This is a genomic window from Marinovum sedimenti (assembly GCF_054052205.1).
Map to the genome: position 1 here is coordinate 2,232,501 of NZ_CM133223.1, position 14,479 is coordinate 2,246,979.

Annotated in this window: 11 protein-coding genes, 1 rRNA gene and 4 pseudogenes (1 of these 16 running past the window's edge); 10 read left to right on the top strand and 6 right to left on the bottom strand. The window is 59.1% G+C overall.

Annotated features, from left to right (window positions below):
- Window positions 1-189, bottom strand: a 16S ribosomal RNA gene (locus ACW9UO_RS10755) (it extends 1,276 nt beyond the left edge of the window).
- A 1,064-nt stretch (window positions 190-1,253) separates the two neighbouring features.
- Between ACW9UO_RS10755 and ACW9UO_RS10760 the strand changes: the two genes are divergently transcribed.
- Entirely contained in the window at window positions 1,254-2,258 is a 1,005-nt protein-coding gene (locus tag ACW9UO_RS10760) for a ligase-associated DNA damage response exonuclease (RefSeq protein ID WP_457085808.1), read from the top strand.
- The gene (locus ACW9UO_RS10765; RefSeq protein ID WP_457085809.1) at window positions 2,255-3,844 is read left to right on the top strand and encodes an ATP-dependent DNA ligase; all 1,590 of its coding nucleotides are present in this window, start codon (window positions 2,255-2,257) and stop codon (window positions 3,842-3,844) included. Before ACW9UO_RS10760 ends, ACW9UO_RS10765 begins: the two co-directional genes overlap by 4 nt.
- 146 nt (window positions 3,845-3,990) lie before the next feature.
- On the opposite strand, the gene ACW9UO_RS10770 is transcribed toward ACW9UO_RS10765, so the two are convergent.
- Window positions 3,991-4,320: an arsenate reductase family protein gene (locus ACW9UO_RS10770; protein ID WP_457085810.1), complete on the bottom strand. Its 330-nt coding sequence runs from the start codon at window positions 4,318-4,320 to the stop codon at window positions 3,991-3,993.
- A 102-nt stretch (window positions 4,321-4,422) separates the two neighbouring features.
- Here ACW9UO_RS10770 and ACW9UO_RS10775 point away from each other — a divergent pair, with 102 nt between their 5' ends.
- Entirely contained in the window at window positions 4,423-4,641 is a 219-nt protein-coding gene (locus ACW9UO_RS10775) for a hypothetical protein (protein ID WP_457088688.1), read from the top strand.
- 657 nt (window positions 4,642-5,298) lie between these two features.
- Here ACW9UO_RS10775 and istB read toward each other — a convergent pair.
- The 3 genes and pseudogenes from istB to ACW9UO_RS10790 form a co-directional block, all read right to left on the bottom strand.
- Entirely contained in the window at window positions 5,299-6,063 is a 765-nt protein-coding gene (istB, locus tag ACW9UO_RS10780; protein WP_457085811.1) for an IS21-like element helper ATPase IstB, read from the bottom strand.
- Window positions 6,057-7,604, bottom strand: a complete 1,548-nt coding sequence (istA, locus tag ACW9UO_RS10785; RefSeq protein ID WP_457085812.1) for an IS21 family transposase — start codon at window positions 7,602-7,604, stop codon at window positions 6,057-6,059. The genes istB and istA overlap by 7 nt, the downstream gene beginning before the upstream one ends.
- 729 nt (window positions 7,605-8,333) lie before the next feature.
- A pseudogene (locus ACW9UO_RS10790) lies at window positions 8,334-8,882 on the bottom strand (ATP-binding protein); the annotation flags it as partial.
- Window positions 8,883-8,938: 56 nt separating this feature from the next.
- On the opposite strand from ACW9UO_RS10790, the pseudogene ACW9UO_RS10795 reads away from it, so the two are divergent.
- The 5 genes and pseudogenes from ACW9UO_RS10795 to ACW9UO_RS10815 all read left to right on the top strand — a co-directional run.
- A pseudogene (locus tag ACW9UO_RS10795) lies at window positions 8,939-9,193 on the top strand (transposase); the annotation flags it as partial.
- Between the two features lie 213 nt (window positions 9,194-9,406).
- On the top strand, window positions 9,407-10,768 hold the full coding sequence (locus ACW9UO_RS10800; RefSeq protein ID WP_457085813.1) for an IS110 family RNA-guided transposase: 1,362 nt from the start codon (window positions 9,407-9,409) through the stop codon (window positions 10,766-10,768).
- Window positions 10,769-11,433, top strand: a pseudogene (locus tag ACW9UO_RS10805) (IS3 family transposase); the annotation flags it as partial.
- A 46-nt stretch (window positions 11,434-11,479) separates the two neighbouring features.
- Complete coding sequence (locus ACW9UO_RS10810) at window positions 11,480-12,853, top strand: IS30 family transposase (RefSeq protein ID WP_457085814.1); 1,374 nt, start codon at window positions 11,480-11,482, stop codon at window positions 12,851-12,853.
- Between the two features lie 36 nt (window positions 12,854-12,889).
- Window positions 12,890-13,162 (top strand): annotated as a pseudogene (locus tag ACW9UO_RS10815) (integrase core domain-containing protein); the annotation flags it as partial.
- Here the strand turns inward: ACW9UO_RS10815 and ACW9UO_RS10820 are convergent.
- Window positions 13,090-13,593, bottom strand: a complete 504-nt coding sequence (locus ACW9UO_RS10820) for a hypothetical protein (protein WP_457085815.1) — start codon at window positions 13,591-13,593, stop codon at window positions 13,090-13,092. The pseudogene ACW9UO_RS10815 and the gene ACW9UO_RS10820 sit on opposite strands and share 73 nt — an antisense overlap.
- A 116-nt stretch (window positions 13,594-13,709) precedes the next feature.
- Between ACW9UO_RS10820 and tnpA the strand changes: the two genes are divergently transcribed.
- Entirely contained in the window at window positions 13,710-14,087 is a 378-nt protein-coding gene (tnpA, locus tag ACW9UO_RS10825) for an IS66-like element accessory protein TnpA (RefSeq protein WP_457085816.1), read from the top strand.
- On the top strand, window positions 14,084-14,431 hold the full coding sequence (gene tnpB / locus ACW9UO_RS10830) for an IS66 family insertion sequence element accessory protein TnpB (protein ID WP_457085817.1): 348 nt from the start codon (window positions 14,084-14,086) through the stop codon (window positions 14,429-14,431). The genes tnpA and tnpB overlap by 4 nt, the downstream gene beginning before the upstream one ends.
- The last annotated feature ends 48 nt before the right edge of the window (window positions 14,432-14,479 follow it).

Here is a 14,479-nt window from a genome sequence, read left to right on the forward strand (position 1 = left end):
CCGATAAATCTTTCCCCCGAAGGGCGTATAAGGTATTACTCACCGTTTCCAGTGGCTATTCCTTAGAGAAGGGTATGTTCCCACGCGTTACTAACCCGTCCGCCGCTAGACCCGAAGGTCTCGCACGACTTGCATGTGTTAGGCCTGCCGCCAGCGTTCGTTCTGAGCCAGGATCAAACTCTCAAGTTGAAACGCATTACTGCGTATCCTTGACGGTTGAACCTCTGCACATCTTTGATTGCACGACCGTAGCCATCTACTTGAGCGCCGAAGCGCCCGGGGAGTAGACAGTCACAGCACCCTCACCCGGCTAGGAACGAGAGTGGCAACCAAAAGTCATCTGTCTGTCTGTGCTTCAGGTTTCTAAGAAACCGAAAGTCCATACAAACAGTGAAGCTGACACCGGTCATCGGTACTCACTCGAAAGCAAATCCCTACCGGCGTTGATATACAGACGTCCATCCGTCGAAACGAACCAAACCGCCCACATATCTCTTCAGATATTAGCAATGTCAAACAGCGCAGAGACAAAAACAAACCGGATGCGCCCAAACTTATCGGCGCGCCCGCCCGTCAAAACCTCTAATTTTCTTCTCCGCTTCGTCTGCGTCAGCTCCGCGTCTCCGCCTCGCCGCCGCCCCGTCTCGCGTCCCGTTGTGCGCCTCAGCGCCGCCGGTGAGGGGGCTTTTACGGTTAGCACCTAAAACCCGCAAGGCCTTTTTGACCAAACAATGATCTTTTCTTCAAATATCCGTCACAATATAACAATATCAACGGCTTACAGGATGAAGTTTCTTCAGACAAATCCACCCGATCCCGATTTCCCACCCCCCAAGCAGCGCCCAATCCGACTCGTTTCCCCTCAATCCAAACTTCTCCACAGCCTTACCCACAGATTCACGCCAAATCAGACACGAGCAACACGCGAGTCACTCCCGACTCGGACCCGATTCACCGCCAAAACCCCTGAGTCGCCCCCGACTCGCCCCCAGCCGACTCGCCTAAAACCAAAAAGCAGCCCCAAAGGGCCGCTTCTGGTCGAAGCCGTCGAAAAGGGTCGACTTCGCGGCCCGTTACCCGAACTCTTTCGGCACTTAGAGCGATCGCGCCTCAGAACTCCGGCGCGCCCACCGCTCACCCCCTGCATTTGCACACCCCGTATAGGAGAGCAGCCCCCCGCGCAGCGCACCTTATATGCTGGCCACCACAGAGGCCCGCCTTTCCCGACCGCCACGCCGCCCTATAACAAAGCCATGGCTGACGTTCTCACCTTCACAGACAGCGGCATCTATTGCCCCGCAGGCGATTTCCATATCGATCCCTGGCGCCCGGTGCCGCGCGCGCTGATCACGCATGGCCATTCCGATCACGCCCGCCCCGACATGGGCCACTATCTCGCCACCAACGCCACGGCCCCAGTGATGCGCTATCGGCTGGGCGATGCGGCGCAGATCGAGACCATTGCCTATGGCGAGCCCCGGCAGATTGGCGGTGCGCGAGTGTCGTTCCATCCTGCGGGCCATGTGCCCGGCTCGGCGCAGATCCGGGTTGAGGTCAAAGGCGAGGTCTGGGTGGCCTCGGGCGATTACAAGACGGTCGACGACGGGCTATCCGAACCGTTCGAGCCGGTGCGCTGCCATGCCTTCATCTCGGAGAGCACCTTTGGCCTGCCGATCTTCAAGTGGACCCCGCAAGAAGAACTGGTGCAGCAGGTCAACGCCTGGTGGGCCGCCAATGCCGCCGTGGGCCGCCCCTCGCTTATTGGCGCTTATGCTCTGGGCAAGGCGCAGCGGTTGATGCGCACGGTCGACACCGGCATTGGCCCGCTGCTGACCGGCACCGCAGTCGAGAACACCAATGAGGTGCTGCGCGCCCAGGGCATCGCCCTGCCCGAGACCGTGCGGATCACCGAGGAGGTCTCGGCCAAGACCCACCCCGGCGCGCTGATCATCGCCACGCCGGGCAGCACCGCGCACAATTGGGTGCGGCGCTTCCCCAAGGCCGCCACCGCCTTCGCCTCTGGCTGGATGGCGCTGCGCGGTGTGCGGCGCAGGCGCGGCACCGACCGGGGCTTTGTCGTCTCGGACCATGCCGATTGGGAGGGGCTGAACGCCGCGATCAAGGCCACCGGGGCCGAGAAGGTCTTTGTCACCCACGGCTACACCACAGCGTTCCAGCGCTATCTTTCGGAACAGGGTTATGACGCGCATGTGGTGTCGACCGAATACACCGGCGATGACGGCGAGGAGGCCACATGAAGGAGTTCGCCGCGCTGTTCGCCCGCATCGACGAAACCACCAAGACCACCGTCAAGGTCGAGGCGCTGGCCGCCTATCTGGGCAGCGCCGCGCCGGAGGATCGGCTCTGGACCATCGCGCTTTTCACCGGACGCAGGCCCCGGCGCGCCGTCACCTCGACCCGGTTACGCGAATGGGCGGCCGAGGTGGCTGGGCTGCCGACATGGCTGTTTGAGGACAGCTATCATGTGGTGGGCGATTTGGCCGAAACCATCAGCCTTGTTCTGCCGGACCCCAGCCAACAGCGCGACCAAAGCCTCAGCCACTGGATCGCCACGGTCAAGGAGCTTGCGACCCTGGAAGAAGCGGCGCGCAAGACTGCGGTCATTGCCGCTTGGGACAGCCTCGAAGTGCGCGAACGCTTTCTGTTCAACAAGCTTTTGACCGGGGGTTTTCGCATGGGCGTCAGTGCTCGGTTGATGACCCGCGCCCTCGCAATCTCGACCGGACAGGACGAGGCGACGCTGACCCACAAGCTTATGGGCAACTGGACGCCTGAGACCACCAGCTGGGACGCGCTGATCGAGGCCGATGACCCCACCGCCGACCTCTCTCGCCCCTACCCATTTTACCTCGCGCATCCGGTGGATGACCCCACCGAACTGGGCGATCCCGCCGACTGGCACGCCGAGCGCAAGTGGGATGGCATTCGCGGCCAGTTCATCCGCCGTGGCGGCACACATCATGTCTGGTCACGCGGAGAAGAGTTGATGACCGACCGCTTCCCCGAGTTGGCGCAGCTGACTGATGTCCTGCCCGACGGCACGGTGCTGGACGGCGAGCTGTTGGCCTTTGAGGACGAGCGGCCTCTAGGCTTTAACGCGCTGCAAAAGCGCATCGGGCTGAAGAAGGTGCCGGCCAAGGTGCTGCGCGCGTCGCCGGTGATCTTTATGGCCTACGATCTACTCGAAGCCGATGGGCAAGACCTGCGCTCGGTGCCCTTTGCGAAGCGCCGCGCGCAACTGGCCGCTCTGCTGGACAAGGTGCCGCCCGAAGTGCCGCTACGCCTGTCGCAAGAGGTGGCGTTTGCCGGCTGGGATGCGCTGGCCGAGGTGCGGCTCCAGTCGCGCCAGCACCATGTCGAGGGGTTGATGATCAAGCGACGCGACAGTGCCTATTTGGCGGGCCGCAAACGCGGCGATTGGTGGAAATGGAAGGTCGACCCGCTGACCATCGACGCGGTGATGATCTATGCGCAATCTGGCAGCGGGCGTCGCGCCAACCTGTTCACCGACTACACCTTTGCGGTCTGGAACGGTGACGAGCTGACGCCCTTTACCAAGGCGTACTCCGGTCTCACCGATGCCGAATTTCGCCAGATCACCGCTTGGGTGCGCAAAAATACGCTGCAAAAGTTCGGTCCGGTGCGGCAGGTGACGCCGGCGCACGTCTTTGAAATCGCCTTTGAGGGCATACAGGCCTCGTCGCGCCATAAATCGGGCGTCGCGCTCCGCTTCCCGCGCATGCTGCGCTGGCGCAAGGACAAGCCGGTTTCCGAGGCAAACACGCTGGAAGATCTCAACGAAATGCTGGCGCTTTATGGTTAGCGAGTGGGTCAGCGTTGTGCGGCTGGACGCCACTCCCCAACGCTTGATGCCTCGGGCGCTGCCCCCGCGCAACCGGAGCCGATTCCAAAGGCTAGACTGGCCAACGGCTATGTCGGCCCAACGCGCCCCTTACCCATCTTGGGATATCAACCGGCAAGCAGAGCACTCTGCACCGCCTCGTCCCACCCCAGATACAGCGCATCCTGATCGCGGATCACCGGCCGCGCCATCACCTTGGGCTTGGCCGAAATCTGCGCCTCGGCCTCTGAATTCTTCAGCCAATCACTAAGCCCCCGGTAATCATTCGACGTTCGGTCCACCAATCGATCCCCGAACTCTGCAATCAATTCCGCCAGCTCAACGTCGCTGAGAGGGTCGGCCCGGACATCACGGAAATCGACCTCCTTGCCCTCTGCCTCCAGCGCCTTACGGGCCTTTTGACACACTGCACAGGTGCTCAATCCATAGATCATCATGCCGTTAACTCCTCTTGCGATTACCGTGTAAGGTCTTGCATCCCGGCCAAGCGCGCAACCCGTTCGTCGCCTGCGAACGCGACCAAGGCGATCTTTCATCAGATGGTGCGTGACACAAGCGACCGTTCGCGTAAGACTGGTCATATGAAGAAAATTCCCAAAGAAAACACGGATGACGCGCTGATTCAGGAATTCCTGAACAAGGGCGGCAAGGTCAAGGTCGGCAAAACCAAGCCGCTCCCCAGCGAGCTCGGCTTGAGCAACAACACCTGGAACAACAAGATGACCAAAGAAGAAAAGGCCGCGCGCGGGAAAAAGTGATTCCGTGGTGAATGCAGATTTTTCTCACGTGACATGAAGGGCTTGCGGCCCCTTGCAGCCGTCCGCTTCGGCTTGACTGTTCTTCCCCACATCGCAAAGGCAGGCGCATCCGGAGCTCTCTGGACACTCAAAACCTGCGGGCGAACTGCACATCTAAATGATGGATTTCGCCACTAAACGGCAACGAAACAGTTAACCGGAATGCGGCCATCCGTTTCAAAGCTTAGCCCGCTAACCCCCTCGGCACCCCGTCCCGCCGCTTAATATCCCAACCGCCGATATGTCACTGAGCGGCAACCGCTGAATATCTATCGGCGGCGCGCAAAGTCATGCGCACCGCGAGAATGCTGAAGGAAGTATTAGCTACGACTTATCAGATACTTAGGAGAAATTATCCGTGCAGTCGCATTTCACTCGTTGCTATTCTGGATCGCTACCTCACAGACGCCCAAGATATCTGCGCTCGACTAATGGTCACCTAAATTCAGCCATTGCCCATGAACGGGAGTGAAAGCTCATGAGGCAAATTCCGACTCTCAACGCGGCATGTCTGCGCATTCCGACGCATTCGGTCGGCTGTTCCGACAACATCCGGTCAGTCATTCCGGGGTATCCGGTCACTTGAGGATCGTCGCCGCGAAGGCATGGTTTTTGATGTCAGGCCGTGGGGCCTTCGTCAACTTTTTCTGTGGCACCTGTCGAGCGGCGCATTGAATGGCCGTCCAGTTCGAGGCGATAGGCGTTATGGACCAAGCGGTCGAGTATGGCATCGGCGAACGTGGGTTCGTCGATGACGTCGTGCCAGGCTGCGACCGGGAGTTGGCTGGTGATCAGGATCGAGCCGCGTCCATGGCGGTCCTCGACGATCTCCATGAGATCGCGACGCTGACCGGCGGTCAGGCGGTCCGGCCCCCAGTCGTCGAGAATGAGCAGGTCTGCCTTTACCAGCGATCGGAAAAGGCGTGGAAAGCGTCCGTCGCCATGGCCCAAGTCGAGATCGGCGAACAGGCGTGGCAGCCGCTGGTAGATGACGGTGAGGTTGTCGCGGCAGGCTCTCTGGCCCAGGGCGCAGGCAAGCCAGGTCTTCCCGACCCCGCAGGGGCCGGTGATCATCAGGTTGCGGGCGTCTTTGATCCAGCGTCCGGTAGCGAGTTGCTGGAACAATGCCCGGTCCAGTTTGCGCGGTGTGCGGAAGTCGACGTCTTCAATGGCTGCCCCGACGTGGCGCAGCTTTGCCGCTCGCATGCGGGTCTGGAACCGCCGGGTATTGCGGGTAGCGACCTCGCGGTCGACCAGTAGGCCAAGCCATTCGGCGTGGCTCAGGTCGGTGGTGGCATCTTGCGCCTGCAAGTCGACGAAAGCCTCGGCCATGCCGTCGAGCTTCATCTGTCGGAGCTGGTCCAAGGTGGGGTGGGTCAACATCGTTTGTCCTTGCAATGGAAGTAACCGGGGCCGCGGATATTGCCGTGCTGGATCGCGGGCCCGTCCGCGGCGGGTTCGGGCTGGTTGCGATGCAGGTTGTTCTTCAAGATCGAATTGACCGACGAATAGGACCGCGCCCCGATCGTGAGCGCCCGCTCGCAAGCCGCCTCCAGCGCCTCTGGGCCGTGTGGTTTGGCCAGGCGCATGATGCCGAGGCAGGAGCGGAAACCCTGCTCGGGGTGGCTGCGGTCGCGCAGGATCACTTCGACCAGCGTCGCGGTATTGGGCCCGATCTTCGCAGCCCAGTTCTTCAATCGTTGCGGCGACCATTCGGAGTAACGCCGATGGCTGGCTGGCATGTGATCGGCGATGGTGGTGTGCTTGCGATTGGAGGACGTTCTGGCGTGGGCGGCGACACGTTTGCCGTGGTGGAAAATCTCGACCGTCCGCGCAGTGAGCCGGACCCAGACCTTCTCCCGCAGCAGGCTGTGCGGGGCCGAGTAGTAATGCTTGTCCACCTCGACGTGATAATCGAGTCCGACAGTGCATTGCTTCCATTCAGAAAAAACGTAGGGGGCCGCGGGCAAGGACCGCAGTGCGGATCGCTCGACCTGATTGAACAGGGCCCTGCGGCTGGCACCAAGATGCCGGGTCACCCGATCATTGAGCTGGTCGAGGAGGCTGCGGATCGCCGCGTTCAGTTCCGCCAGCGAGAAGAACCGCTGGTTGCGCAGACGCGCTGCGATCCAGCGCTCTGCGATCTGAACTGCCACCTCGACCTTCGCCTTGTCCCTGGGTTTGTAGGGCCGTGCTGGCACGACAGCAGTGCCGTAATGCGCGGCCATGTCGGCGTAGGTCCGGTTCACTGCCGGTTCAAAAAAGCAGGCCTTGGTCACGCCGGACTTCAGGTTGTCGCATACCACCTGCGCCGGGACGCCGCCGAAGTAGCTGAAAGCTCGGCAGTGCGCGCCGATCCAGTCTGACAGGCTCTGGCTCCAGCTTGCCTCGGCATAGGTCAGGTTCGAGGCCCCGAGTGCGGCCACGAACAACTGCGCCTGACGAACCTCGCCCGTGCCTGCGTCGATCACCTCCAGCGTGGTGCCCGCGTAGTCGACAAAAACCCGCTCCCCGGCGACATGGTGCTGGCGCATCACCGGCGTCAGACGCCCGTTCCAACGGCGATGCAGATCGCAGAACCGGCTGTATCCATAGCCTTCCGGATGAACGGCGCGGTATTCCTCCCACAGCAAGGACAGTGTCACGCCCGGGCGCTTGAGCTCGCGATGGATCGTCGGCCAATCCGGTTGCGCCTCGACAAGTCGGCTGGCGCCACCGATCGGTTGAAACAGCAGCGCTTCCAATGCGGCGTCCGTCATCTCCGCCGCAAGCGGCCATGTGAGCGCGGCCCGTTCAATCCGCTTCAGATACTCACTGGCCGTGCTTTGCCCGACGCCAAGGCTCGTCGCTATCTTCCGGGTCGATAATCCGCTGGCGTGAAGCCGCAGCGCTTCTCTGATCTTCCGCATCTTCAGTCTCTTCATGGGGCCGCCTGCTCTGTTTGAAAGAACAAGCGTAGCCCGCCACAGGACTGCCCGGCAGCGTCACAACCTCACCCCGAAAGGGTGACCGGATACCCCGGAATCGGTGACCGGATCAGATTGGAATGGGTGACCGGATCAAATCGGAATCCCCGACCGGATCACCCCGGAATGCGCACGGCATGTCCTCTCCCTCGTAAGTGCAGGGAAGCGCATATATTTTCGCGCCGCAATAGAGCTTAGAACCGCGTTACCATACATTTATTAGAGATTGAGGCGGAACGCTCCGTGTAGTCACATTTCGTTCATAGCTGTTCTCGGTTGGAATCGCGTAGAGGCAAGTGTGTTGTCTTAGAGCTCCCGACTCCCTAAGCCTTACCATTGCCCATGAAAGAGAGTCATATCTTATTGACTCATAGGCACTTTTCGACGTGAAGGCTTTTCCACTCCAGGCGAGAAGTTGGCTAACGCGGTGCCGAATGTCTTCTTGCATCGAATTGGCCTGACACACGAGGAATGCGAATTGCCGCGAGCCCCGGACCAAGCTTCATACGCAAGAGTGCTTCGACCTCTGGCTTGTTTTCTGAGCTCCTTTACTCGCTCATTCTAAATTCGAAATCTTGCAAGAAACGCGTCTCGGTGGCTTTCTTAGCAGAAGGCTGTTGATTGTCACTGAGAACTGACCCGGTATTTTCACCGAGAATTGACCCACTTTTTCTTATGCGTCGGTGCTTATGACGCGGTCAATGCTGGCGCCTCCTTCCTTGTTTTCTTCGCTGCTTCGGAACTGGCCTTGAAACGGTAGCTGTCGTTGCCGGTTTCCAGGATGTGGCAGCGGTGTGTGAGGCGGTCCAACAGCGCGGTGGTCATCTTGGCATCCGTTGCCCGGCAGACGTTTGCTTGCAAACGCCGGGAGGGGCCGAAGACCTGAGCCCATTCTGAGAAGCTGAGGTTGGTGGTAATGATCACGCTGGTGCGCTCGTATAGTTTGCTCAGGAGGTGGAACAGCAATGCGCCGCCTGATGAACTGAACGGCAAATAGCCGAGTTCGTCGAGAATGACCAAGTCGACTTTGGTGAGCATCTCGGCCATTTTTCCGGCCTTTCCGAGCGCCTTTTCCTGTTCCAGAGCGTTGTCGAGTTCCACGGTCGAGTAGAAACGCACTTTGCATCTGTGATGCTCGATGGCCTGGACGCCGATGGCCGTTGCGATGTGGCTTTTGCCTGCCCCAGGGCCACCGATCAGAAAAACGTTTTCCGCATTTTCCATGAACTTGGACCTGTCGCGGTTTGATGCCGCTCCTTTGATAGCATTTACTGCAACAAAGGAGATTGACTATGGGACTGAAACGGACGGACGAATTCCGCCAAGATGCGGTTCGTATCGCACTAACCAGTGGGCTAACACGTAAGCAGGTGGCTGACGATCTGGGTGTTGGCATGTCAACGCTGAACAAATGGATCACCGCGCACCGAGATACAGACGTGGTTTCCAAAGAGGATTTAGACCTCGCCAAAGAGAATGATCGGCTTCGGCGCGAGATCAGGCTCCTCAAGGAGGAGAGGGAGATCTTAAAAAACCGTTCCCGGCCGCAGCCCGCCTGTGCGCAGTATAAACAGCCTGTGCTATGCTGCGCCTGAAGGGCAGTTGCCGATGGCTTATTGGTGGGCTGGACCCCGTTAAAAAACGTGGCACATGGGCTGATGCGCACTTGAGAGTGGTGACGCCGCCATCGCGGTGATCCCGGTTAGGAAGATGACGAACTTGCATAGCCCACGCCCTTCGCCTTGAACGGAGGAGGTGCCATGACGAAGCGTAAATCCGGTGGCCACCCGGACTTGAAGATGGTCAATCCCAATGCGGCCGCGATCGACATCGGCTCGACGATGCACATGGCGGCTGTGAACCCTGACACCGACATCATGCCAGTGCGCGCCTTTGGGACATTCACACAAGATTTGCACGACCTTGCCGACTGGTTCCGGTCGTGCGGTGTCACCAGCGTGGCCATGGAGTCGACCGGCGTTTACTGGATACCGGCCTTCGAGATCTTGGAAGCGAATGGCTTCGAGGTCATCCTCGTGAACGCCCGTTACGCCAAGAATGTGCCTGGCCGCAAAACCGATGTCAGCGATGCCGGATGGCTGCGTCAGCTACACTCCTATGGTCTGTTGCGTGGCAGTTTTCGGCCTGAGGCCGAGATCGCCACCTTGCGCGCCTATATGCGCCAGCGCGAACGCCTGACAGAATATGCCGCCGCTCACATCCAACACATGCAGAAGGCGCTGATGGAGATGAACCTGCAACTGCATCATGTCGTCTCCGATATCACAGGCGGGACCGGTATGCGGATCATCCGCGCCATCGTCGCTGGCGAGCGTGATCCGGAGGCTCTCGCCGCGTTCCGGGATGTTCGCTGCAAATCCTCTATGGACACGATCAAGGCCGCGCTGGTCGGCAACGACCGTGAGGAGCATGTCTTTGCCCTGACACAGTCGCTGGAACTTTACGATTTCTACAAATCGCAGATCGAAGCATGCGACCGCAGGCTCGAGACGGCGGTCGGAGCGCTGACTGCCAAGGCAGATGGAGATCTGGCCCCACTGCCCAAGGCACGGATCAAGTGCAAGCAGCACAACGCGCCGTCTTTCGATGTGCGCGCTGCACTTTACGGGGTGCTGGGCACGGACCTGACGCAGATCCATGGCCTTGGGCCGTCGCTGGCTTTGAAGCTGGTGGCCGAATGCGGCACGGATTTGCGCGCGTGGAAGAGCGCCAAGCACTTCACGTCGTGGCTCTGTCTGGCGCCGGGCAACAAGATCTCTGGTGGCAAGCTGCTGTCTTCGCGGACACGCCGATCTTCAAGCCGCGCCGCTGCACTTCTGCGTCTTGCAGCCGTCACGATTGGCCGAAGTGACACGGCCCTCGGTGCGTTCTATCGACGCCTCTCGGCCCGGATCGGCAAGCAGAAGGCGGTGACCGCAACGGCGCGCAAGATCGCAGTTCTGTTTTACAACGCTGTGCGGCACGGCATGACTTACCAAGATCAAGGCGCCGCAGCTTATGACGAACGACATCGGCAACGTGTGCTGTCAAACCTTCAACGGCGCGCCAAGACCCTCGGATTTGCATTGGCGCCCATCCCGGAGACAGCGGCTGTTTCTTAGGAAGGCCACCCAATTCTTCGCGGGTCTAAAGCAATGAGGTTTAGGTTCATCGAAGAGCACATGTCCAGCTTCCCAGCCAATCGCTTGTGCGATGTCGTTGGTGTCAGCGCACGCGGTCTACGTGCCTTCCGCAGTCGTCCTGCCAGCCGTCGGCAGCGGTCAGATCTGGTGACCTTGGCCCACATCAAAGAACAGTCCCGTCTTAGTTTGGGCAGTTATGGAAGGCCACGGATGACCGAAGAACTGAAAGAGATTGGTCTGGATGTCGGGCACCGCCGTGTCGGGCGCTTGATGCGTCAGAACGGCATATCTGTGGTCAGGACGCGCAAACACAAGGTGACCACAGACAGCAATCACAAGTTCAATATCGCGCCAAACCTGCTGGATCGTGACTTCAACGCAGATGGGCCAAATCAGAAATGGGCTGGTGACATAAGCTACGTCTGGACCCGTGAGGGATGGCTGTATCTGGCTGTGGTCATAGATTTGCATTCCCGTCGTGTCATCGCCCTCTCATGGTTTGCAAAGGCAAACCACTGCCGGGTAACAGGTGGGCTGTGAGCAATCGCATGAAGCGCGATCTTGCGATCCGGGCTTTGAAAATGGCCATCGCGTTCCGGTCACCGCCGAAAGACTGCATCCACCACACGGATCGCGGCAGCCAAGGCGGATTCAACTGGTCGTCGCAACGGTTCCAGATTGGAGGTTGTGATGACAACACACAAACGAGCTTCGGATCGAAGCACCCGAGACAAGATGCGCTCGCCAGGACGGCCCAAAGTGGCAGATCGCGCTCAGCAAGTTTTGTTTTGGCGATTGATTGAACAGGGCATTTCCAGCGAAGAAGCCGCAGTTCAAGCTGGAGCGTCTGCCCCTGTTGGCAGTCGTTGGTTTCGAGAGGCCGGAGGCATGCCGCCATCACAATACTCCAGTTCCGCACCGCCACCTTCGGGGCGCTATCTCTGTTTTGCAGAACGTGAAGAGATTGCGCTTTGTCGGGCTCAAGGTTTGGGCGTCAACGCGATCGCCCGTAAGATTGGCAGAGCTGCTTCTACGATTTCCAGAGAATTGCGTCGTAATGCAGCAACGCGCAGCGGCGGTTTTGAGTATCGCGCGACAACCGCCCAATGGCACGCTGATCGTGCAGCGCGCAGACCCAAGACAACAAAACTGGCACGACATGATATGTTGCGGCACTATGTCGAAGAGCGGCTGTCGGGTCAGATAGCGGGCCCCGATGGGGATGTTGTCGCTGGTCCTACCGTACGCTGGACAAAGCGGCGTTCGGTGCGGCGCCAGCACCGCAAATGGGCCCTGGCTTGGAGCCCTGAGCAAATTGCACGCCGCCTACCGCTGGATTATCCGGATGACCCCTTGATGCGTATCAGCCATGAAGCCATTTATCAGTCCTTGTTTATTCAGGGGCGTGGTGCGCTGCGTCGAGAATTGGTCGCTTGCCTGCGCTCTGGCCGCGCCTTGCGCGTTCCTCGCGCGCGACGAAAGGGTAAAGGCAAGGCTTACGTTACGGACGAGATAATGATCAGTGAACGTCCAGCCGAAGTCGAGGATCGTGCGGTTCCAGGACACTGGGAGGGAGATTTGATCCTCGGTCTTAAAAGCTCTGCGATCGGCACATTGGTTGAACGCAAAACCCGCTTTACGCTGCTGCTTCATTTGCCACCTATGCCCGGCCATGGAACGGGCCTGCGCCTCAAGAACGGCCCAGCTCTTGCCGGGCACGGCGCTGAAGCCGTGCGCGACGCCATCGCCAAATCCATTCAGGATCTGCCCGAACACTTGCGTAAATCACTCACGTGGGACCAAGGTGCTGAAATGGCTCAGCACGAAACGCTGACGTCTGAAACCGGGATCGACGTCTACTTTTGCGAACCTCAAAGCCCCTGGCAACGCGGTTCTAACGAAAACACCAACGGCCTGCTGCGCCAATACTTTCCCAAAGGAACGGATCTAAGTGCGCATGGTGAGGACGAGTTGAACGCCGTGGCACACACACTCAACAGCAGACCCCGCAAAACGCTTGGCTGGAGAACGCCTGCAGAGGCATTGGACGACGTCCTGCGGTAAGATATAAACCAACCGTTGCGACGACCAGTTGAATCCGCCCAATACTGCTCTCACGACTATCAGAAGATCCTGCGTCAGCATGGATTCAAAGTGTCCATGAGCGGTAAAGGAAATTGCTACGACAATGCAGCGGTCGAGACGTTCTTCAAAACCATCAAAGCTGAGCTGATCTGGAGACACCCTTGGGAAACGCGACGGAAGGCTGAGATGGCGATCTTCGAATACATCAACGGCTTCTACAATCCTCGCCGACGCCACTCGGCACTCGGCTGGAAAAGCCCGGTCGCTTTTGAACGAAAGGTGGCATAAACGAGCACTTGGGGCGGCACTAAAGCGTGACAGGTCCAGATGTTAACCCTTTTTTTGTGACTTTTCTTGCTCAGTATCTTCAAAATCGTTTCGAGGAACTGGCGGTAGTTTTCAACCGCTGCGTCTTGTGGCGCGGTATTAAAAAACGCATTGCCGGGATCATATTCGGCGGCAGGAAGAATAACCTCATGAACATACCAAGAGAAAAGATGCGCTAAGAAGTCTGCATTGTTCTCGTACTTTGTCGCCAAAGTTTCGACCGTATGTGCTTTGTCAGATCCATTCTCCTTAACTTGCAGAGCAAGGGTCGGCAGCAAGCCATAGGATGCCCCAGAGCCAAGCAGAAAATTCAAGTTCTTCTCGTAAATGTCTGATTTGTTAATCTTCGACAAAATGAATCGTCCTTTGGTTGAATGCATGTAGAACAGCACTTTTTCAAAGGGATTGCGTAACCGCTCCGTTGCTACCGCCTGCCTGATTTTGGCGTGATGGGCTAAGACACGTGCATAACGACGTCGTTTGCGACGTGTCTTATGCGGGGGTGTTGATGCGGGGTGAAATTCTTGGACTTGAGCGGCGGCGGCGGTGGAGCGATGAAGAGAAGCTCGGGATCGTCATGTCGGTCGGGATCGATAATGCGACAGTGACGCAAGTTGCGCAGCGCCATGATGTGACACGGCAACAAATTTATGCCTGGCGCCATGATCTGAAGAAGAAAGGGCTTTTGCCGCCGGAGAGCGGCGTGCTGTTCCTTGCTGTCGATATTCCACCCGCGCACCGCGTTCCCGCCATCTCCGAAGCGTCCCCCGGAGCAGAGCCCAAGCCGGTCGAATTGCGTCTACGCAGCGGGCGCTGCCTGCGCTTTGACAGCAACATGGACGCGGCGTTGCTGACGCTGCTGATCCGAGCGGTGGAGGCGGCATGATCGGCCCGGGGACCGGCGTTCGGGTGTATCTGGCCTGCGGCGTCACGGACATGAGGAAGGGCATCGCCGGTCTGGCAGCTCTGGTCCAAGATGTCTTGCGCCAGAAGCCGACAGGCGGTGCGGTTTTTGCCTTCCGGGGGCGCAGGGGCGACCGGCTGAAGCTTCTCTATTGGGACGGTCAGGGGTTCTGCCTCTATTACAAAGTGCTCGAACGCGGTCGATTTCCCTGGCCCGCAGCGACAGAGGGCGCGGCGCGGCTGACCTCGGCGCAGTTGGCAATGTTGTGGGAAGGGATAGATTGGCGTCGCCCGAACTGGGGCGCACCACCGGCTCGAGTTGGGTGAATTATCCGCCTGATTAGCCTTGTTTTTATGGCGCTTCCACTTGCGCCA